The following is a 19770-nucleotide window of genomic DNA, read 5'->3' on the forward strand; positions in this document are numbered from 1 at the left end:
CAGGCCGTTCGGCTCACGGACGCGGGCCTTCGGCTCCCAACGTATTAACGTGCGCGCATCACATTACTTGAAAGGAACTCCTATGATTTCCGTCCGCGGCTATGCCGCCCATGACCCGCACAGTCCCCTGCGTGCCTTCGCCTTCGAACGGGACGAGCCGGGCGAGCGCGACGTGCAGATTCAGGTACTGTTCTGCGGCGTCTGCCACTCTGACATCCACCAAGCAAAGAACGAGTGGTCGAACACCGTATATCCTTGCGTGCCGGGCCACGAGGTGGTTGGCCGTGTGACGAAGATCGGCGCTGGCGTGACGACACACGCCGTTGGCGACATGGTCGGCGTGGGCTGCATGATCGACAGCTGCCGTCAATGCAAGCCGTGCAAGCTCGGCCTGCAGAACTACTGCGAAGGTCCGAATAGCTGGCTGGCCACCTACAATGGGCCCATGGTGCCCGCCAAGTTAGCGCCTGGCGGCAACAACGCCTACGGACGCGATAACACCTACGGCGGTTACTCCGACGTGCTGGTGGTGAGGGACGACTTTCTGATCAGGATTCCTCCGGCGCTGAAGCCCGAGGTCGCCGCGCCCATCCTGTGCGCGGGCGTCACCACCTACTCACCCATGAAGCACTGGGGGGTCCAGGCGGGGCAGAAGGTCGGCATCATCGGGTTCGGCGGCCTGGGCGACATGGCTACCAAGTTGGCACTGGCCATGGGCGCGCAGGTTGTCGTGTTCACCAGCACCGACTCCAAGCTTGCGGAAGCGCGCAAACTCGGCGCCGACGCCGTGCTGGAAAGTGAGGCAAAGGCCTTGGAGGCCCATACGTCGAGCTTCGACTTCATGTTGTCCACGGTTCCGCAGCGGCACGACCTGAACCCCTACCTGCCTTTGTTGAAGCGCGACTGCACGCTGGTGGTGGTCGGTGCGCTGGAGGTCATGGCGCCTGTGAACAACCAACAAGTCGCCTTTCACCGTCGAAGCATCTCGGGGTCGCTGATTGGAAGCATCGCCGAGACCCAGGAGGTGATCGACTTCTGCGCCCGTTATGGCATAGGCCCGGACATCGAAATGCTGCGCATCCAGGACCTGAACGAGGCCTACACAAGCATCGAACAAGGTGAAGTTCGCTTCCGCTACGTCATCGATATGGCGTCCCTGGCTGAGGAATCGGTGCCTACCTGAGCCCATGCATTTACCAATTAAAAGTTTGATCCATCTCGAAAGATCCATTGATGAACACATCCAGCCTTGACAAGACCAACACGGCCGCGCACCGCATGGAGGGCAGGTGCCCGTTCGGCGGAGACCGGGTGGGCGGCGCATTTGGAACGCCTCCTACCCTCGAAAACTGGTATCCGGACCGTCTGCGTGTTGAGCTCCTGCATCAGAACGGTCTTGCGGCGGATCCGCTAGGTCCGGATTTCGACTACGCCGCTGAGTTCGCGAAGCTCGACTTCGAAGCGCTGAAGGGCGACATCAAGCAGTTCCTGACCACCTCGGTCGACTGGTGGCCGTCCGACTATCACAACTACGGTCCGCAAATGGTTCGCATGGCATGGCACGCGGCAGGCACCTACCGGATTGCCGATGGCCGCGGCGGTGCCGGGACAGCCATGCAGCGCTTCGCCCCCATCAGCAGTTGGTGGGACAACGGGAACACCGACAAGTCGCGTCGTCTTCTCCAGCCGATCAAGCACAAATACGGCAATGGATTGTCCTGGGGCGACCTCATGGTCCTGACCGGCAACTGCGCGCTGGAGATCATGGGGTTCCCGACCTACGGCTTCGGTGGCGGGCGACTCGACGCCTGGGAGGCCGACAACGCGACGTATTGGGGCCCCGAAATCTGGGACCCGAAGAATGTTAATGGCTTCGACAGTATGGTCACGCGAGACAAGCGCTGGCGAGGCAACAACGGCGACGCCGACTACGACCTCGAAAATCCGCTGGCGGCAACGCATCAGGCATTGATCTACGTGAATCCGGAAGGGCCGTATGCCAATGGCGATCCCATGGGGTCGGCTCGCGATATCCGCATCTCATTCACCCGAATGGCGATGAACGACGAAGAGACCGTCGCGCTTATCGCAGGAGGCCACGCATTCGGTAAGAGCCACGGCATGGTCTCGCCAAAGGATGTGGGTCCGCCTCCCGAGATCGCGCCCATGGAGGCCATGGGTCTGGGGTGGGCCAATCCGAACGGCCCGGGCTTTGCGCAGTACACGATGACGAATGGGATCGAAGGAAGCTGGACGCCCAACCCCACGCAATGGGACAACAGTTATCTCGAGAATCTGTTCAAGTTCGAATGGAAGCAGATCAAGAGCCCAGCCGGCGCGCTGCAGTGGACGCCGACGGATCCAAATGCGCCAAAGACACCTGATGCTCACGTCGAAGGCCAGATGAACGATCTAATGATGATGACCAGCGACATCGCGCTCAAGGTCGATCCGGAGTTCCGCAAGGTCTGCGAGAAGTTCTTGGCGGACTTCGACGCCTTCACCCAGGCGTTCTCGAAGGCCTGGTACAAGTTGACCCACCGCGACATGGGGCCCCGGCATCGGTACCTCGGCCCGGAGGTGAGGATCGAGGACGGCCTCCTGTGGCAGGACCCCCTGCCTGAACGCAGGCACGAGCTGGTCTGCGAGGCGGACATCGTTGGGTTGAAGCAGGCCGTCCTGGCCACAGATGTGTCGGTGTCCGATCTCGTCTTCACCGCTTTCTCTGCGGCCGCGACGTACCGCGACAGCGACAAGCGCGGCGGTGCGAACGGCGGACGATTGGCGCTGGCGCCGCAGAAGGACTGGGTGGTTAACCGCCGGGCGGCTCCGGTCGTCGAGAAATTGCGCGGCATAATGGCTGACTTCAACGGCGCTCTGGGCGCTGGCAAGAAGATTTCGCTGGCGGACTTGATCGTTCTGGGCGGCTGCGCGGCCGTCGAACGTGCGGCGCGTGAGTCGGGCATCGAGGCGACTGTTCCGTTCACGCCGGGCCGGGTCGACACCACGCAGCAACTCACGGACGTGGAGATGTTCGAGTGGTTGAAGCCCGTCGTGGACGGCTTTCGCAACTACACCGACGAGCGCTTCGGGCAGATCTCGCAGGGTGTCGCTCCGGAAGAGTTCTTTCTCGACAAAGCCAACCTGATGAAGCTGTCGGCCCCGGAATGGACGGTGCTCACGGGAGGGTTGCGTGTGCTCAATGCAAACCACGATGGCTCGGATCTCGGCATCTTCACGAAGAGGGTGGGTATGTTGACGAATGACTTCTTCGTCCACCTCACCGATACCGATTTGATCTGGGAAAAAGCCGATACGGATGGCTTGAGCTTCGTGCTCAAGGATCGCGCCTCGGGTGCCCCGAGGTTCAGGGCGTCAAGAAACGATTTGGTCTTCGGGTCCAACGCGCAGTTGCGTTCAATCAGCGATGTCTACGCCTCCAGCGATGGGCACCCACGTTTCGTGAAGGACTTCATCATGGTATGGGACAAGGTGATGATGCTGGACCGCTATGACGTCAAGGGACATCGGCGCACGGCGCCGATGGCTTCTTAGCACGTTGGCGCCCATCGAATATTGACCCAAGCACGATCGCTACATTTTGAATGATTAGCTGTGGATAAGTTTATTGAACGATTGATTTTTGACGCTCTCCTTTTTCACAGTAGTGTCCGGTTAAAAATCGAACAAAATCAATTGGCTTTCGGCGGGTGGTGCAATGGTTCTGGTGACATCGGTGTTGGTACCGACGAGTTTTTGAACCACCCGACCGATTTTCACTGACCCACCCGAACCGGCGCAGAGGTAGCGGCAGCCGGAGCGCCCCAATATTTTCAGTTAATCTGGTCCCGAAAAGCGGATGTAATCAGGTCGAGGCGTTTATGTTATCGGGCCGCTACAGTTATCGGTGATTTAACCGATCCACCATTAGTTTCTGCACAAGTTTTACTAGTGCTTTAGCGTCGATTTAACGCAACCGCTGCCATTTTCGAGAAACGCTTTTTAGCGTCAAATCACGCTAGTACTCGCTCTGAGCACTAGCCAGAAAAATCGACGGTTCCGGCTTAGTTCTCCAAATACGAGCTACAACACCTGCCCGTCGGTCGCCACACTGCCCGGCCGCACCCGCTCCCACGCATCGATCAGGTCGCGCGCTTCCTGTTCGGTATAAATCATCGTCGTGGCCAGGTCGGCGTGACCTAACGCGCCGGCGACATCGCGCATGCTCTGACCCGTGAGCAGCGCGGCTTTGGCAAATGTGTGCCGCAGCCAGTGCGGGGACCCCTCGCGCAGGTGCTGCGCGTCCGCCGCCCTGCCCGCTTACTGCAACCGTGCCGCCGCTTGTTCGAAGCGGTCGGTCACAATCTTGTAGAGTCCTTGGCGCGTCGTCACTTCACGCTAGGCGCCGAAGTAGCGCCGCGTGCTGGTCTCGTTAATCAGATTCACGCCGAGGGCAACCCCGTGCGTGCGCGTCGATAAAATTACTCTGCCTGACTCGTCCGCTGCCGGCGTCGCCGGCAAGCCGAACGCCTGGGCGGTAGCGGGTGAGGGCCGACCACACGTCTTGCGGGACCGGGATGCGACGCGCCTTGCCGCCTTTGCCCGTGGCAGCGGTGACGTGAAACACCCAACCCGTCTTGCCGGTCGCGGGTACCGACAACGGATAGAACGCGTCCATGCGCGCCTGAATCAATTCCGAGGCGCGCAGTCCGAGTCCGCGCAGTGCCGGTAAAATAAACGTAACGCGTACCGCACTTTGCCGCTGCGTAAAGTTTTCGGTGGGCTCCTGGGTCAGCTGGTCAATCACGATCTCCACCAGTTCCGGACGCAGTGCACGGGATACATTGACGGAGCGCACCACGCCCGCGTCGTGTAGTGCCATCGGGTTGTGCCGCAGATACCCCATCTTATGCCAGGCAGTGAACAACGCGTGCACGAAGCGACGCAGGTCAGCCTCGCTCCCCATCGATGGTTGACAGCGGAACGGTCGCCATCCCGCCTCATCGGGTGCATGACCCCGCCCACCGATCGCGTTCTCCGGCACCTGCGCCAGAAACGCAGTGAAGTGATCCACTTCCTGCATCGACCAGCACGATGGGGTCACGCCACGAACCTGCTCGACGTACCAGCGCAACTTGGCCAGGTGATGACGATAGGTCGCTTCGGTATTGGCTGCCGCATTGGCATTGCGACTTTTGGCGCGCACGGCGCGCAACCAGACCTCGGCCGCCTCCCAGTCATCCTGCACCGGGCCGAGAATGTGATCAGCGGGCAGGTTCGGTAGCATGGCGTTGGCCGGCCGCGCCGTCATCACAACGGTTGAAGGCAGGATTCGGGCGGTCGTCATGAAGGTGAATCCTGCTGCATCAACGCCGGAATCGCCGCGCCGCGGGCATACGCCGCTTGCCGGAACACTTCCAGTAATTGTTGGGAGCGCGCTAGCTGTGCGGTCAGCTCGGCGCAGCGCTCTTTCCAGACGCGTGTTTCGCCACGTACCGCGTCGATCGATTGCATCGCGTAGCGGCACTGCTATGACAACCCGTATGCCGAATCGTTGTTCCGGACCTGCAAATACCGACCTGGCTATCCGTGCAAACCGTTCGCCACGGTCGAGGATGCCCGTCACTGGACGACGCAGTTTGTGCGCTGGTACAACCATCAGCACAAGCACAACGGACTGAAATTCATCACGCCGGCAGAGCGTCATGACGGCAAGGCATCGGCCATCCTGAAGCAACGTGACGAGGTCTATGCTGCCGCAAAAATGCGCACCCCTGAGCGCTGGTCAGGTGCCACCAGAAACTGGGTGTTGAAGGATGAGGTCTGGCTCAATCCGGAGCGCAACCACCCAGAAATTATTAAGGAAATTGTTTGAAGTGACGCGACAGGTAGGTTGACAGTTACCGCCAACCCATTCGGCCAGCGTCGAGCGCTCAAGCTCCACGCCTTCGCGTGCGTAGATCTGACTTTGCCGGTAAAGCGGCAAATGGTCGCCGTACTTGGCGACCAGAACATGTGCCAGTAACCCTGGACCGGCGATGCCACGGGCGATCGGACGGGATGGTTCCGGTGCTTGTACGAGCGTTTCGCACCGTGTGCAGCTCAGTTTCGGTCTTACATGCCGAATGACGCGGAAGCTCGCCGGAATGAATTCGAGCTGCTCGGCGACGTCTTCGCCGATCGCTTGCAGTGCACCGCCACAGGTCGGGCAGTCACAGGCTGGCGCGGGATAAGTAATGGTCTCGCGCGGCAGATGGTCCGGCAAGGGTTTGCGAACGCGCGAGGCCCGTGCGGTCTTGACCGCTTCGGTTGCCGGTGCCGGATCTTCGGCTTCATCGTCCTGGAATTCCTCGAGCTTCAATTCCAGCTGCGCGATCTGTTCGTCAAGTTTCTCGGATTTGCGGCCAAACTTCTGGCGGCGCAGTGCTGCCAATTGAATTTGCAGCGTCTCGATGATCAGTTGGCGGGTACTCAATGCCGATTCCAGCGACTTGATCTGTGCACCTAAGCTGAGTATTAGCGCCTTCAGGGCTGCGGGGTCGTCGGGCAGGGTTGCGGTGAAAACGTCCATGTCCGTAGTTTACGGAAGTTGACGAATGTGTACGAGCGTGACTTGCTCAAGCAGCGCAGGTTGGTGCCGTACGCACGGTGTGCCGCCAGTCAATACCTTCGAGCAGCATCGATAGCTGCGCCGAGCTCAGGTGAATGCCACCAGCAGTGGCCTGTGGCCAGACGAAACGGCCCCGTTCCAGCCGCTTGCAGAACAGGCACAAACCATGACCGTCCCACCAAAGAACCTTGACGAGATCACCACGCTTGCCCCGGAAGACGAAGACATGACCACCGAAGGGATTGACGTCCAAGGCGGCCTGCGCAACGGCCGCCAGTCCATCGAAGCCACGTCGCATGTCGGTGACGCCAGCGACCAGCCAGACGCGCGTGCTGGCAGGAAGGCCGATCACCGCGACGATCCGAAGTCGCCCTGCAATAACTCGCGCAAGAGCGCGCCGACGACGGCTTGGTCCGATGCGCCACGAATAAAGACGGTCGTGTCGCCACGTCGAAGTTCTATCCCGGCGTCACGAGGTGCGATAGTTGGCCGTGTTCGAGCCGGTAATGGGGCCGGCGGGCTCTCAACGACATGCACTGTAATTAGCGTCGGCGTGGTCGTGGCAACTTGAGCCATGAGATAGTCGCGGCGCCAGCCAGCTAACAAATTAGTGTTGAGTCTATTGGCAAGCGCAACACCGGCGACGGACACATCAGGCCGTAATGTTTGCTCAACCAACTCTCGCTTGAAGAGGCCGGTAAAACTGCGTCGTCTGCCAGAGTTCGGAGAAATTGCAACGATCGATTGCTCGTGATTGTCCATGCTCATATTCGTCTGATCAGAAATACGCGGGCATGCCGCGTTGTGCGATCAGGTGGAAGATGCCGTGGATGGAGGCTTACCTAAGGGCTAAGCGGGTCTCTTTGCCGCAACTGTATGCCGCAGTCATGACTCGGCTAGGACGGACATGAGCGAGGCAATAAATTTGTCCTCCGGAGTGCCCAGATCGAATTGCAGGCCCGGCTGGGCAATCAGCGAAATCTCCACGCCTGGAGTTCGCCCGGCGTGCGAAACAGATCGATTGTCGAGTGGCCCCAGCGGATCAGCTCGGTGACCAATACCATGTCGACATCGCGCGCCTGGTTCAGTGCCATGTCCTTCTTGCGCTCAACGTGATTATCCTTGGCATTCGAGACCGTTTCCTTCCAGACGCCCATGACCTCGAAGCCTGCGTTTGCGGTAAACACCCGCAAGTCTCCTAGCGCTCACAGAACTAGTTGACACTCCCGTAAGCAAGGAAGAGACAGCATGGGCGCATTACCCAGAAATGGCATTCCAGCAAGAAAATGCGACATTTATATTTGGGAGAAAGGGGGGCAATTTTAGGTCGGCATCAACAGCCATCGACCGTCAAATGCCACTTACGCCATGTCCGGCGGGACTTCGCGCCATGTTTTGCTTCCAGCCATTGACCGGCACCGAAGACTTCCAAGGCAGTGCTGTCGATCAACACATGCAGCGGTCCGTTTGGTGCCGGCGCTGATTTCATGATCGGCAACCCGACCGATCGGTGACTAACCGTCGTGTGATCCGAGGCAAAGACCGTCAGATTCATCAACGTCAGTACCGTCGCCATCAAGCCATCTGTTTGGCGCCGCACCATTTTGAACGCTATGCGCAGCATCAGGCACGTTTCAATGGCGATGCCCTGGTAACGTATCTACCCACCCGGTCCAACGCTTTGCCACTGGGCCAGTACAGTATCTTCAACCCCCAAAGTCAGGCTGCCACGCCGCCGCCGTCCCGCTTCGTGTGCCGGCCAATTCTGCACCTTGAACCTCATCTTCGGAAGACGATAGCGGCGGTGGGTGTTGTGCTTGTTTGGTATCGGAATGACCCAGCGAATATTGACTCGCTCCGTAACATTTGCCACTTTCCGGATTTGAACTGCACCAACGCCCGAAGGCGTGGCACATCCGGCTTTGATTATTTAAGGTGGCTGCGTAGCCGCCCCGGGTTCGGCCGACACGCTGGACGGCGGCAGGCGCTTGTCCTCGCGCAGCATCGCTTCGAAATCGGCGGCGGGCACAGGCCGACTGAAATAATAGCCCTGGATTTCGTCGCAGCCGTGGCGCCGCAAACAATCCAGTTGTTCCTCGGTCTCGACGCCTTCTGCAACCACCCGCAGGCCCAGGCTGTGTCCCATCGCAATCACCGCAATAGCAATCATCGCGTCCTTGGAGCTTTTGGTGATGTCGGTGATAAAAGCGCGGTCGATTTTCAAGAAATCGAACGGGAAGCGCTTCAAGTAGGCCAACGAGGAATAACCGGTGCCGAAATCGTCGAGCGCCAGTTTGACATGGAGTTGCTTTAAGGCCTGTAAATCGCGGGCGGCTACTTCCGGATCGCTCATCACGATCGATTCAGTCAATTCGAATTCAATGTACTTTGACGCGAGTCCGTGCCGCGCGATGCTGTCGCGGATGGTGTGCAGCACCTGCCCTTTCTTGAACTGGGCGGCCGACAAATTCACCGCGACCGGCACGATGACCACCTGCTGCGCCAGCCAGGCGCTCTGCTGCGCGCACACAGTGTCGATCACCCACGCTCCGATCGGCACTATCAGACCGGTCTCTTCGGCCAGCGGGATGAAATGGTCGGGTGGCACCGTGCCACTCTGCGGATGCTGCCAGCGGATCAACGCTTCGGCGCTGACGATACACCCACTCTGCAAGTCGACGCGCGGTTGATAGAACACCACGAACTGGCCCAGATCAAGCGCCTCCTGCAGTTCACTCCTGAGCTTCAATCTGGCCGCAAGGGCGGCGTTCATCTGCGGCGCGTAATACAGATAGCGCTCATCAAGTGACTTTGCTTTCTTGAGGGCGATCTCGGCATGTTTGAACAGCGTTTCCGCATCACGCCCGTCGTCCGGGTACAAGGCCAGGCCGGCGCGCGCCGTCATACGTACTTCCTGCAGGTCGACGGTAAAGGCGCTGTTGAAGGCACTGAAGATCTGCTGCTCGAGGATGCTGGTCAGGTCAGTCGAGACCTGCAGATTCGGCACCGCGATAGCGAAGATGTCGCCGCTAATACGGGCCAGACTGTACGGTTCGGTCAGGGTAGCGCTAATGCGCTCGGCCACTTGCAACAAGACTGCGTCGCCCGCGTGACGCCCCAGCACGTCGTTCAGCTGGGAAAAATGGTCGAGGTCGAGCAGGATCACGCAGGTGCACGGCGTTATTGAATTGTCGTGCCTGACTCCTTGCAGAAACTGGGTAAGGCGGTCGTGAAACAGCATGCGGTTCGGCAGGCCAGTCAACACATCGTAGCAAGCCAGGTAGCTGAGCTTTTCTTCCTTATCGATGAAGCGCAGTCCGAACGAAAGGTCTCCGGCCATTTCGTTGAGCAGTTTTTGTTCTTGCTCGTTGAAATTTCCGACCTCGTCCGACAGCAGGGTGAACACGGCAACCGCCTGTTGGTCCAGCATCAGGGGAATCGCCGCCAGCGAGCGGTAGCCGTGTTTTTGCATCGCGCCCGTTGTCGGCAACAGGGTATCGATGTCATTGCAGAAGACGGGGCGCAGCTCGCGCACCGCCACGCTCCATGGCAAGTCGCTGTCGACGGTGTTGGCGCGCGCACTGAATGGCGCGGCATGCTCGTCCTTGCCGCCAAAGCTGGCCACAACCTTGCCCTTTTGCGTGGTCGGATCAATGATTCCGACCCAAGCCATGCCGAAGGCCCCCTGGTTGACGGCGACCCGGCACGCTTCCTGAAACAGCGCGTTGCGATCGTGAATCCGCACAATCGCCGAGTTGATCCCGGACAGAATCACGGCAACCCGGTTCAAGCGGGCTACCCGGCGCTCCTGATCCTTTTGCAAGGTCACGTCCTGTAGCGTATGGAACAGGCGCTTGCCAATTGCGTCAGCGCACTCCGGAAACGGTTCGAGCACCTGGTGTAATTCGATAGTTGTCCCATCGCTATGACGCACCCGGTAGCCAACCTGCATCCGCGTGGTGCTGATGCCGGCGGTGCGGTAGCAGGCCAGAAATTTGGCGCGGTCGGCGATCTCGACGAGCGCCAGCCAGGCCTCGATTGTGGTCGGCATCGCGTGCTCGGCCACGCCGATCAGCTGGGGCAGGGTCTTCGACCAGCTCTCGAACCGGCCATCGTTAGCACTGACAATGTGGGCCGATTTGGTCAGGATCTGGGCGCGGCGCAGGCCGGCCTCGCTCAACTTGAGCTTGTCGGCGACCAGTTTGCGCTCGACGACCTCTCTTTCGAGCAGGCCGACATGCTGCTGGACCGCTTCATATAGGTTCAGGTTCTCATACAGCGGCGCCAGCTGAGCCGCCAAGATGGTGCCAAATTCCTTGTCTTCGTCGCTGAAGTCGATGGCGCCGGTCTTGCCGGACAGGTATAGCCAGCCTTGCTGTTCGGCACCCTGCATGATCGGCACCATTAGAAAGCTGTGGCGCAACGGGTGATACCACGGCAGGTGGCGCACCTCGGCTGCGACGCCGCCAAGGTCGAGCATGCAGCCGCCGGCCAGGCGCTCGCGCATCACGCCGGCGTCCGCGGTATAGGCGTCGAGCGCTTCGAAAATCTGATCGATATCGCCACCCGCCATGTCGCAGTTAGCACTACGCCGGGGCTGGCCCCTACCGTGCATACAGACCGCACTGCGGGTGGTACCCATGATGTTTTGTGCGGTCCGGCAAAAGCGTTCGAGCAGGCACTGCGAATCACGCTCGGTCGACAAGGTCATGCTCAGCTCAAGCAGTGCCGCCAGACGCAGACTGAGGGTCTGGACGTTTGCCAACGCATACATCGGGTGACTCGGCATGTCTGGGGTGGCGTCGACATCAATGTCCGCGGACAGCGCCTGCTGCAGGCGCTGTTGCAGGCCGGTCAGTTCCGGCATAATCGTTAGGTCGTGCGTGTCCGATGGATCGGTCTCGGACGGCAGGACAAAGACATTGCCTAGCGCCAGCGCTACGGTTTCGAGGATTTTTTGCGGTTCGGCCGGCTTAGTCAGTACTGCCGTCACGCCGAAGGTCTGGGCCATTGCCTCGGCCTGACCAACGCTGTAGGTCGCAGTGTAAAAAATCACCGGAATCTGCGCCGTGACCGGATTGGCATGCAGCCGGTTGACCAATTCGATGCCATCCATAACCGGCATCAGGATGTCCGAGATCACCAGGTCCGGCGGTTGGAGCAGCGCCATCTTGAGAGCCTGGGCGCCATGCACGGCACGCTGCACCCGGTAGCCACCGTAGTCCAGCAGCGTGGCGAGGAACTCGAGGTTGATGATGCGGTCATCGACGATCAGAATGGTTTTCATGGTGCGGGCCTACTGGCGCGCAACGCGCAGGCAGTCTTCGATTTCCCGGATCAGCATGTGGGCCTCGATCGGATGCTGGATGAAGTGCACAGCGCCGAGTTGCAGGCATTGCTGGATAATGTGTTCACCCAATGCGGCGCTGATGAACACGAACGGTACCGCTTGCAGGACAGGGTCCGCCTTCACTTGCGCGATGAAAACTAGGCCGTCCTCATCGGGCATGCGCAAGTCGCACAGGATCAGATCGATCTCCGACGCGTAGGCGTGTACCAAGCCATCTTTCGCGCTGCTTGCCAACACCACCTGAAAGCCGCACGGCTCCAGCGCACAGCGGATGAATTCACGGTTGGCCGGCAGGTCGTCGACCACCAAGATGCACCCGTTGCGAACCGGGTGCGGTGCGCTGCTATCCTCCACGGTGGCGTTCGGTGCGACGATCGAAATGGTCGAATGCAGGTCGTGGTCGATATATTGCTCGACTTGGCTGACAAACAGTTCCGGTTCGATTGGTTTGCCGAGATAGCCGTCAAAGCCGGCCGCCAATAGTTTCTGGCGGTCGCCTACCATCGCCAGCGCGGTGACAGCGATGACCGGGATGCTGAGCAGCGCCTCGCCAGACCTGCGTTTCAGTTGTTCCAACACGTCGTAACCGTCCATCTTGGGCAAGTGGACGTCGCAAATGATCAGGTCGGGCAATTCACGGCGCGCCGTTTCAACGCCCTCCTCGCCGTTGTAGGCAGATAAAACGGTGTGGCCGAACGCTTGGAGCAGGTAAGTCATCAGCTCCATGTTGGCCGGGTTGTCTTCGATGATTAAGATACGGGCTGACATATAAATGTCCCTTTTATAAAAAGTGACGAACAGCGTAACGAACAGTGCAATTTGAATCGCTCAGGACTTTAATTCCAGCACAAACGTGCTGCCGTGGCCATATTCGCTATGGAACGACAGGTTGCCGCCGACCAGCGAAGCCAGCTTCTGGCTCAGATATAGGCCAAGCCCGGTGCCTTCGTAGCGGCGGGTCGACCCGGTGTCGAGCTGGGTGAACGCCTGGAATAATTTGGCCTGGTCTTCCGGGCGGATACCGACGCCCGAATCGGTGACACTGAAATGAGTCAGTGTGTGGCCGTCGTCGTCGTCATTCACACGGAGTTCCGACAGCGACAGTACGATACTTCCGGAATCTGTGAACTTGATCGCGTTATTGACAAAGTTGAGCAAAATTTGGTTTAGCGCGCGGCGATCGGTGCGCAGCGTGATCGGCGCGATCGGCGTCTCGGCACTCAAGGACAGTCCTTTTTGCTCTGCTAGGGTCAACAGCGTGTCGATGACTTCTTTAATGACTTCCTGGCACACGACCGGCAACAATTCGAGTTCAACATTGCCGGCCTCGATCTTGGCCACATCGAGCAGGTCGTTGATAAGCGACAGCAGGTGACGCCCGCTGCTCTGGATGATTTTCAGTTGCTTATCCTGGCCCGCAGTCAAAGGCCCCGGCAGCTTCATCAACAAGGTGCCGGTAAAGCCAATGATCGCATTGAGCGGCGTACGCAATTCGTGCGACATGCTGGCTAGGAAACGGTCCTTGGCCAGATTGGCGTTTTCCATCTCGATGTTTTTTGTCTGCAGCGTTTGCTCGAAACGCTTGCGTTCCGTGACGTCGCGCGCCGAAGCAAACACCCCCTGCAGCTTGCCGTCGCGATCATGGAAGGTCGAAGCGTTGTAAGACACCACGGTTTCCATCCCGGTGCGCCCGAGCGCGGTCAGTTCATAGTCTGTGACCTTGCCTTCTTGCAACGCCCGCTTGATGCCCTGCAAGGCCCGCTCGGGATCGGTGAAATAGTCCTTGAACGGGGTACCGATAAGCTCCGCCGACGGGTAGCCAGTGAGCGCCTCCATCTGCTGGTTGACGTCGCTGATGACGCCGAGCGAATCGGTGGTCATCAAGGCGTCGATGTTCGATTCGATCAGTGAACGGGTGTAGAACTGCTGATCGCGCAATTGCTGCTCCATTACCTTTTGCCCGGAAATATCGCGCGCTGCGGCCAGGATGCCGATCGTCGCACCTTGCGCATCGCCGAACACGCCGGCATTGAAGCTGACCGTGATGCGCCGCGCATGGCGGGTAATCAGTTCCAGTTCATAACCAAACACGCGCGCTTCAGCCAACGTTTTCTGCACACCGCCGGTAGCGAGACCCGCATCGGTGAAGTACTTGGGAAATGGCGAATTAATCAGGTGCTTGCGCGAAAAGCCGGTAAGGCGGATCGCCTCGGCGTTAACGTCGGTAATGATGCCGTCCGGCGAGATGGCGAATTGGGCATCGGCCGACGCTTCGATCAGCGAGCGGTTGTAGGCTTGCTGCTCGGTCAACTGACTCTGCAACCTGGCTTGCTCCGAGATGTCGCGCGCCGACGCGAAGATCCCCTCGATCTGCCCTTCCAAGCCCCGGTAGACTGAGGCATTGAACGACACTGTCGCTTTACGCAAGTTTTTGGTCTTGAGCACTAGTTCGTAGTTGGTGACCACCCCTTCGGCGAAAGTACGCATGACGCCGATGTCGGCCCGGGCCGGCTCTGTGAAATACTGCTTGAATAGCGAGCCGATCAATTCCCCCCGCGAATAAGCTGTCATGCGGCACATCTGGTCGTTTACGTCGGTGATAAAACCTTGTGGATCAACCGTGACCAGGCCTTCGATCGAGGCTTCGATGAGGCCGCGCAAGTAGGTTTGCTGTTCGCGGAACTGCTCTTCCAGCCGGACCCGGTCGGTTATGTCGCGCGCGGAAGCGAAGATGCCCTGCACCGTGTCATCCGCATTGGTGTATACCGAAGCGTTGAACGAGACGTGCAGCAGACGCCGCGTGCGCGACACCAGGGTAAGCGCATATTCGGTGACGACGCCTTTTTCGAACGTTTCAACGGTCACCGCGCGGGCCCGTTCCGGTTCAGTAAAGTAATCGGTGAACGGCGAGCCGAGCAGTTCGGCCTTGGTGTAGCCGGTCATCTGGCACATGCGCGCATTGACGTCGGTGACCGTGCCGGACGGATCGACAGTGATCAAGCCGTCGACCGAGGCTTCGATTAGGCCGCGCAGGTAAGTTTGCTGTTCACGCAACTGTTGTTCGAGTTTCTTTTGCTCGGTGATGTCGCGCGCGCTGGCAAACACGCCTTGCAATTTACCGTGGCTGTCATGGAAGATCGATGCGTTGTACGAGACAACGGTTTTGCGACCGTCGACGGCATGCGCGGTCAGCTCGTAGTTGCTGACCTTGCTTTCCTGCAGCACCAGCTTGATGCCCTGTTCAGCCCGCTGGGGGTCTGTGAAGTAATTCTTGAACGGCGTGCCAATCAGTTGCCCGCGCGTGGCACCGGTCAACGCCTCCATTTCTTGGTTGACGTCTCTGATGATGCCCATCGCGTCGGTCGTCATCAGGGCATCGATGTTCGATTCGATCAGCGAACGGGTGTAGAACTGCGACATCTGCAACTGCGCTTCGAGTTGCTGCTGCGCGGTAATGTCGCGGGCTGAGGCGAAAATGCCGCGCACCGCGCCGCTAGTGTCGCGGAACACGGCGGCGTTGAACGAGACCGGTAGGCAAACTTCTTCGGCCGCCTGCAAGGTCAGCACATAGTTGGTAACCGAGCCTTCCAGGAACGTCCGCTGCACGCCTTGAGCGGCTAGTTCGCGTTCTAAAAAAAAGGTCGGGAACAAAGATCCGATCAATTGCGAGCGTCCACGCCCGACCATACGGCACATGGTCTCATTGACGTCCATAATCAGCATCGCCTCATCGACCGTGATCAGACCGTCGACCGAGGCCTCGATCAAGCCGCGATTGTAGGCTCGTTCCTCAATCAGTTGGTTTTGCACGAGCGCCTGTTCGGTGATGTCGCGGGCGGACGCGAAAATGCCACGTACGGCGCCGCCCGGGTCACGGAAAATGGCGGCATTGAACGACACCAAACGTTCCCGCTGATCGCGGGAGCCCAAGGTGAGCTCGTAGTTGGTCACAGAACCGGTGTCGAGCGTCAGGCGTACGCCTTCGGCTGCGCGCTTATGGTCCTTAAAATAGCGCGGGAACGACGAGCCGATCAGCTCCTCGCGCGCGTAGCCCGACATGCGACACATGGTGTCGTTGACGTCGGTAATATTGAGCATTGGATCGACAGTGATTAGGCCGTCCAGCGATGCCTCGATCAGGCCCCGGTTGTAGGTCCGTTCGACGCCTAGCTGGCTTTGCAGTCGCGACTTCTCTGTGATGTCGCGCGCGGAGGCGAAAATACCGCGCACCACACCTGCCGGGTCGCGGAACACCGAGGCGTTGAATGATACGTCAATCAGTTCGGCATGCGCGGTGGTCATGGCCAGAACGTAGTCGGTGACGGCACCGTCGTCGAAGGTCTTCTGTACGCCCGCAGTGGCGCGCCTTGGGTCAACAAAGTAATCGGCAAACGAGGTGCCAATTAGGTCTTCACGTGAAGTTGCTACCATCTGGCACATGCGGGCGTTGACGTCGCTGATGATGCCATCTGCAGCGACTGTAATCAGGCCGTCGACAGAAGATTCGATCAGCCCCCGATTGTACGACTGCGAGTCGCGCAACTGGCTTTCCAACGCCTTTTGTTCGGTGATGTCGCGCGCGGAGGCAAATACACCCAGCAACCGATTCTGGCCATCATGGAAAGTCGATGCGTTAAACGACATCACCGTCTGACGCCCGTCCTTCGCTTGGGCAATCAATTCATAATTAGTGACCTTGCCCTCGCGCAGCACCAACTTTATGCCTTCTTCGGCGCGCGCCGAATCTGTGAAGTAAATCTTGAAGGGCTTGCCGATCAGGTCCTCGCGGCTGTGCCCGGTCAGGTCTTCCATTTGCTTGTTGACGTCGCTGATGATGCCGACCGGGTCAGTGGTCATCAAGGCATCAATATTTGACGCGATCAGCGAACGGGAATAGAACTGGGTCACATTGAGTTCTTTATCCAGGTTGATCTCTCCCGAAATATCTTTTGAAATCAACAGATAGCCGATAGGAGTGCCGGCCGAATTACGGCGCGGCGTGATCACCACACGGGCTGGGAAATAGCTGCCGTTCTTACGCCGCCGCTGCAGGGTGCCTTCCCACTTTCCTGCGACCACAGCGGCTGCGAGGATTTCTTTCGGCTTGTCGGTTAACAAGTCCTCCGGCGTATGCAGGACAGACGAATTCATTTTGCCAACCACCTCCTCAGCCTCGTAGCCGTAGAGGCGCCGTGCGCCTTCGTTCCACAACAGAATCTTGCCCTCCATGTTTTTGCCGATGATCGAATATTCGGTCGATGCCTGAAGCAGGGTGACGATAAAGTCCGCCGCTTCCTTGCCGTTTAGGACCACCTCGGTATCGGAAAGTGTCGCCATGTTAGCGTCCTTGGGGAGAGCAGGTTGTATGGGTGCCATCGAAACTGAAGCTTTACTGAGAAAGTGTATTTTTCGACCAGGTTTTTTGAATCATTTCAAAAATAGCGTCGCCGTATGGGCCGCTCCAGAGGTCCACTGATGGACCTCAACGCTTCCAAAACCGGAAAAAACCGAACTCACAAGTTATCCGTGAACATTTTGACGGAATATTCAGTGGACATGTGGCCCGAATAATTTCCAAAGTGAAATTGTAAAATAGTATTTAAAAAACTACTTTCGGTGTGTTTATAGAGCGCAGTTCGTAACTAAGTTTAACACGCTAATGGATCGTAGCCGATTCGGCCTGTTTCATATTGTCGATGATCTCGTCATAGACTTCGAGGGGGCATCGATAGTCGAGCTCTTTGCGAGGTCGAGTATTCATCTAGTAAGCAATGACGTCGAGATCGCCTTGCGTCAGTTGCGATAAGTCGGTGCCCTTGGGCATGTACTGGCGCAATAATCCGTTGGTATTTTCATTGCTGCCGCGTTGCCAAGGGCTGTGCGGATCACAGAAGTAGACGGCAACGCCGATGTGAGCTGTCAATTCGCAGTGCCGGCTCCTCTCGCGGCCCTGATCAGAGGTCATCGTCTGGCGCAACGGCGCGGCAACTCTGTTGAGGGCCTCCGTAAAGCCCGCCAATGCCGACGCAGCGCTGGCGTTAGGCATGCGCGCCAGTATCACTTGACGGGTACTGGGCTCTACCAGCGTCCCAACCGCCGAGCGATTGAAGGCACCCTTGATCAAATCGGCTTCCCAGTGGCCGGGAATCAACCGGTTGGCCACTTCCGGCGGGCGAATGTGCAGGCTTTGCATCGGCGTTGGTGCACTTCAAATCCGAGAAGGGGCAAATGTTACGATGTGAGTTGATTTTTGCAGAGCTCTCCTGATGCCAAACAAGCACAACACCGACCGCCGCCATCACATTCCGAAGATGACGTTTAAAGTGCAGAACGGGCCAACCTATGAAGCGGGACTGCGACGGCGTGGTAGCCTGACTTTATGGATTGAAGAGGCTGCACTGGCCCAGTGGCAAAGCGTTGGACCGGGTGGGTAGGCACGTTATCAGAGAATCGCCATTGAGACGTGCTTGATGCTGCGCGCCGCCTTCAAGATGGCGCTGTGCCAAACAGAAGGATTGATGGCGTCGGTACTGACGTTGATGAATCTGACGGTCTCTGCCCCGGATCACACAACTGTTAGTCGCCGATCGATCGGGTTGTCGGTCATGAAATCCCCGCCGGCAGCAAACGGACCGTTGCATGTGTTGAACGACAGTATCGGCCTGGAAGTCTTCGGTGCAGGCCAATGGCGGGAAGCAAAGCATGGCGCGAAGTCGCGCCGGACGTGGCGCAAGCTGTATCTGGCGGTCGATGCCAACAGTGGGATGATCATCGCCCAAGTGCTCACTGATCAGCAGTCGGACGATGCATCGCTGATGGAACCGCTGCTGATGCAGATTGAAGAAGAAATAGCAAAAGTCATCGCCGATGGTGCTTGCGATCGCGCGACGGGGTTCCTATATTGAGGTAGTGATGCCGTTACGAAAAACCGCTGTTTCCACTACGGAATCAAGTTCGCCAAGTCAGCGTGATCGTCATATTGAAGTGATCAATACAGAGGGCCGGATGGCTTAGCAAACCGCCACCGGTTATGGTCAACGCGCCTTGGCGGAAACATCCATGGGCCGGTATAAATGCTTGATTGGTCCTCGGCTGCGTTCACGCGGGCTCGCGGCGCAAGAAATCGAGGCTATCATCGGGGTTGCTGTGTTAAACCGCATGCTGGCCGTCGCTCGCCCAAACTCCGTTCGCAGTCAAAAAATGGCCTCGTAATCGGCTAGGGGTTGGGGGGACTGTCGCCTTCAACTTTGAAGTGCACCAACGCCCCGTCGAAGCGTAGATTCGCGGAAAGCTACCGGATAAGCGACGAGAAATCCGCATGACGCAGACCCAACCATTGCTTGATGACATGCACCGCTGGTTGACCAGTTTGCTGTCAACGCTATCAGCGAAAGTGGCTTTAGCCGGGGCGATTCAATACGCCTTCAATCGGTGGGGGGCGCTGAACGTCTTCGCCGGAGACGGTCGCGTTGAAATCGACAACAATGCCGTCGAGCGCTCCTTGCGCGCAGTGTCATTAGGCAGAAAAAATTTCATGTTCGTCGGCTTAGACGCGGGCGGTGAGCGGGCTACAGCAATGTACAACCTGATCGGCTCGGCCAAACTGAACGGCCTTGATCCTGAAGCGTATCTGCGCAACGTGCTCTCACAGATCGCCGAGCATCCGGTGAATCGGATCGACGAACTGCTTTCGTGGAACTTGGCTAGCTCTGCTCTGGCTGCAGCCGAAGAGACGTAAGCGCCTCACGAGCAACGTCTTGACCAATTTTGCTTCGTAGTAAATGCAGGATTTAGCGCGAAGCGGTGCCAA

At 58.5% G+C, this 19770-nt stretch carries 12 protein-coding genes and 5 pseudogenes; 5 read left to right on the forward strand and 12 right to left on the reverse strand.

Features of this window, described 5'->3' with window-relative positions:
* Nucleotides 1–82 precede the first annotated feature (82 nt).
* Complete coding sequence (locus tag QN370_RS17445; protein WP_009665149.1) at nt 83–1183, forward strand: NAD(P)-dependent alcohol dehydrogenase; 1101 nt, start codon at nt 83–85, stop codon at nt 1181–1183.
* 50 nt (nt 1184–1233) lie between these two features.
* Nucleotides 1234–3555 carry a catalase/peroxidase HPI gene (katG, locus tag QN370_RS17450; RefSeq protein WP_040722800.1) on the forward strand — a complete coding sequence of 774 codons (2322 nt, stop codon included), beginning with the start codon at nt 1234–1236 and terminating at the stop codon, nt 3553–3555.
* 528 nt (nt 3556–4083) lie between these two features.
* On the opposite strand, the gene QN370_RS17455 is transcribed toward katG, so the two are convergent.
* From QN370_RS17455 to QN370_RS17465, 3 genes are all read right to left on the reverse strand, one after another.
* Nucleotides 4084–4293, reverse strand: coding sequence for a site-specific integrase (locus tag QN370_RS17455; protein WP_322129382.1), 210 nt, complete (start codon nt 4291–4293; stop codon nt 4084–4086).
* Nucleotides 4294–4432: 139 nt separating this feature from the next.
* The gene (locus QN370_RS17460) at nt 4433–5347 is read right to left on the reverse strand and encodes a hypothetical protein (RefSeq protein WP_322129368.1); all 915 of its coding nucleotides are present in this window, start codon (nt 5345–5347) and stop codon (nt 4433–4435) included.
* Complete coding sequence (locus QN370_RS17465) at nt 5344–5514, reverse strand: hypothetical protein (protein WP_322129369.1); 171 nt, start codon at nt 5512–5514, stop codon at nt 5344–5346. The genes QN370_RS17460 and QN370_RS17465 overlap by 4 nt, the downstream gene beginning before the upstream one ends.
* A 19-nt stretch (nt 5515–5533) precedes the next feature.
* On the opposite strand from QN370_RS17465, the pseudogene QN370_RS17470 reads away from it, so the two are divergent.
* Nucleotides 5534–5875, forward strand: a pseudogene (locus tag QN370_RS17470) (integrase core domain-containing protein); the annotation flags it as partial.
* A 30-nt stretch (nt 5876–5905) separates the two neighbouring features.
* Here the strand turns inward: QN370_RS17470 and QN370_RS17475 are convergent.
* From QN370_RS17475 to QN370_RS17515, 9 genes and pseudogenes are all read right to left on the reverse strand, one after another.
* Nucleotides 5906–6571: pseudogene (locus QN370_RS17475) on the reverse strand (transposase); the annotation flags it as partial.
* A gap of 46 nt (nt 6572–6617) precedes the next feature.
* Nucleotides 6618–6962, reverse strand: coding sequence for an IS66 family insertion sequence element accessory protein TnpB (gene tnpB, locus QN370_RS17480; RefSeq protein ID WP_322129370.1), 345 nt, complete (start codon nt 6960–6962; stop codon nt 6618–6620).
* Nucleotides 6959–7372 (reverse strand): IS66-like element accessory protein TnpA, encoded by a 414-nt coding sequence (tnpA, locus tag QN370_RS17485; protein WP_322129371.1) that lies wholly within the window; start codon nt 7370–7372, stop codon nt 6959–6961. The genes tnpB and tnpA overlap by 4 nt, the downstream gene beginning before the upstream one ends.
* Nucleotides 7373–7581: 209 nt before the next feature.
* Nucleotides 7582–7797: a hypothetical protein gene (locus QN370_RS17490; RefSeq protein WP_322129372.1), complete on the reverse strand. Its 216-nt coding sequence runs from the start codon at nt 7795–7797 to the stop codon at nt 7582–7584.
* Nucleotides 7798–7943: 146 nt separating this feature from the next.
* The gene (locus QN370_RS17495) at nt 7944–8270 is read right to left on the reverse strand and encodes a transposase (protein ID WP_322129383.1); all 327 of its coding nucleotides are present in this window, start codon (nt 8268–8270) and stop codon (nt 7944–7946) included.
* A 270-nt stretch (nt 8271–8540) separates the two neighbouring features.
* Nucleotides 8541–11897 (reverse strand): EAL domain-containing protein, encoded by a 3357-nt coding sequence (locus QN370_RS17500; protein WP_322129373.1) that lies wholly within the window; start codon nt 11895–11897, stop codon nt 8541–8543.
* A gap of 9 nt (nt 11898–11906) precedes the next feature.
* Entirely contained in the window at nt 11907–12728 is an 822-nt protein-coding gene (locus QN370_RS17505; protein ID WP_322129374.1) for a response regulator, read from the reverse strand.
* A 60-nt stretch (nt 12729–12788) separates the two neighbouring features.
* Complete coding sequence (locus tag QN370_RS17510) at nt 12789–17297, reverse strand: PAS domain S-box protein (protein WP_322129375.1); 4509 nt, start codon at nt 17295–17297, stop codon at nt 12789–12791.
* 319 nt (nt 17298–17616) lie between these two features.
* Nucleotides 17617–18153, reverse strand: a pseudogene (locus QN370_RS17515) (IS30 family transposase); the annotation flags it as partial.
* A 73-nt stretch (nt 18154–18226) separates the two neighbouring features.
* Between QN370_RS17515 and QN370_RS17520 the strand changes: the two are divergent.
* Nucleotides 18227–19172: pseudogene (locus QN370_RS17520) on the forward strand (IS5 family transposase).
* Between the two features lie 67 nt (nt 19173–19239).
* Nucleotides 19240–19698: pseudogene (locus QN370_RS17525) on the forward strand (IS66 family transposase); the annotation flags it as partial.
* Nucleotides 19699–19770: the final 72 nt, after the last annotated feature.

Origin of the sequence: Actimicrobium sp. CCI2.3, assembly GCF_035019065.1 — a bacterium.
Classification (GTDB): Bacteria; Pseudomonadota; Gammaproteobacteria; order Burkholderiales; family Burkholderiaceae_D; genus Actimicrobium.

Coding starts and splice junctions, on each gene's coding strand:
- QN370_RS17445 (WP_009665149.1), top strand. CDS start 83: ATGATTTCCGTCCGCGGCTATGCCGCCCATGACCCGCACAGTCCCCTG.
- katG (WP_040722800.1), top strand. CDS start 1,234: ATGAACACATCCAGCCTTGACAAGACCAACACGGCCGCGCACCGCATG.
- QN370_RS17460 (WP_322129368.1), bottom strand. CDS start 5,347: ATGACGACCGCCCGAATCCTGCCTTCAACCGTTGTGATGACGGCGCGG.
- QN370_RS17465 (WP_322129369.1), bottom strand. CDS start 5,514: ATGCAATCGATCGACGCGGTACGTGGCGAAACACGCGTCTGGAAAGAG.
- tnpA (WP_322129371.1), bottom strand. CDS start 7,372: ATGGACAATCACGAGCAATCGATCGTTGCAATTTCTCCGAACTCTGGC.
- QN370_RS17500 (WP_322129373.1), bottom strand. CDS start 11,897: ATGAAAACCATTCTGATCGTCGATGACCGCATCATCAACCTCGAGTTC.
- QN370_RS17505 (WP_322129374.1), bottom strand. CDS start 12,728: ATGTCAGCCCGTATCTTAATCATCGAAGACAACCCGGCCAACATGGAG.
- QN370_RS17510 (WP_322129375.1), bottom strand. CDS start 17,297: ATGGCGACACTTTCCGATACCGAGGTGGTCCTAAACGGCAAGGAAGCG.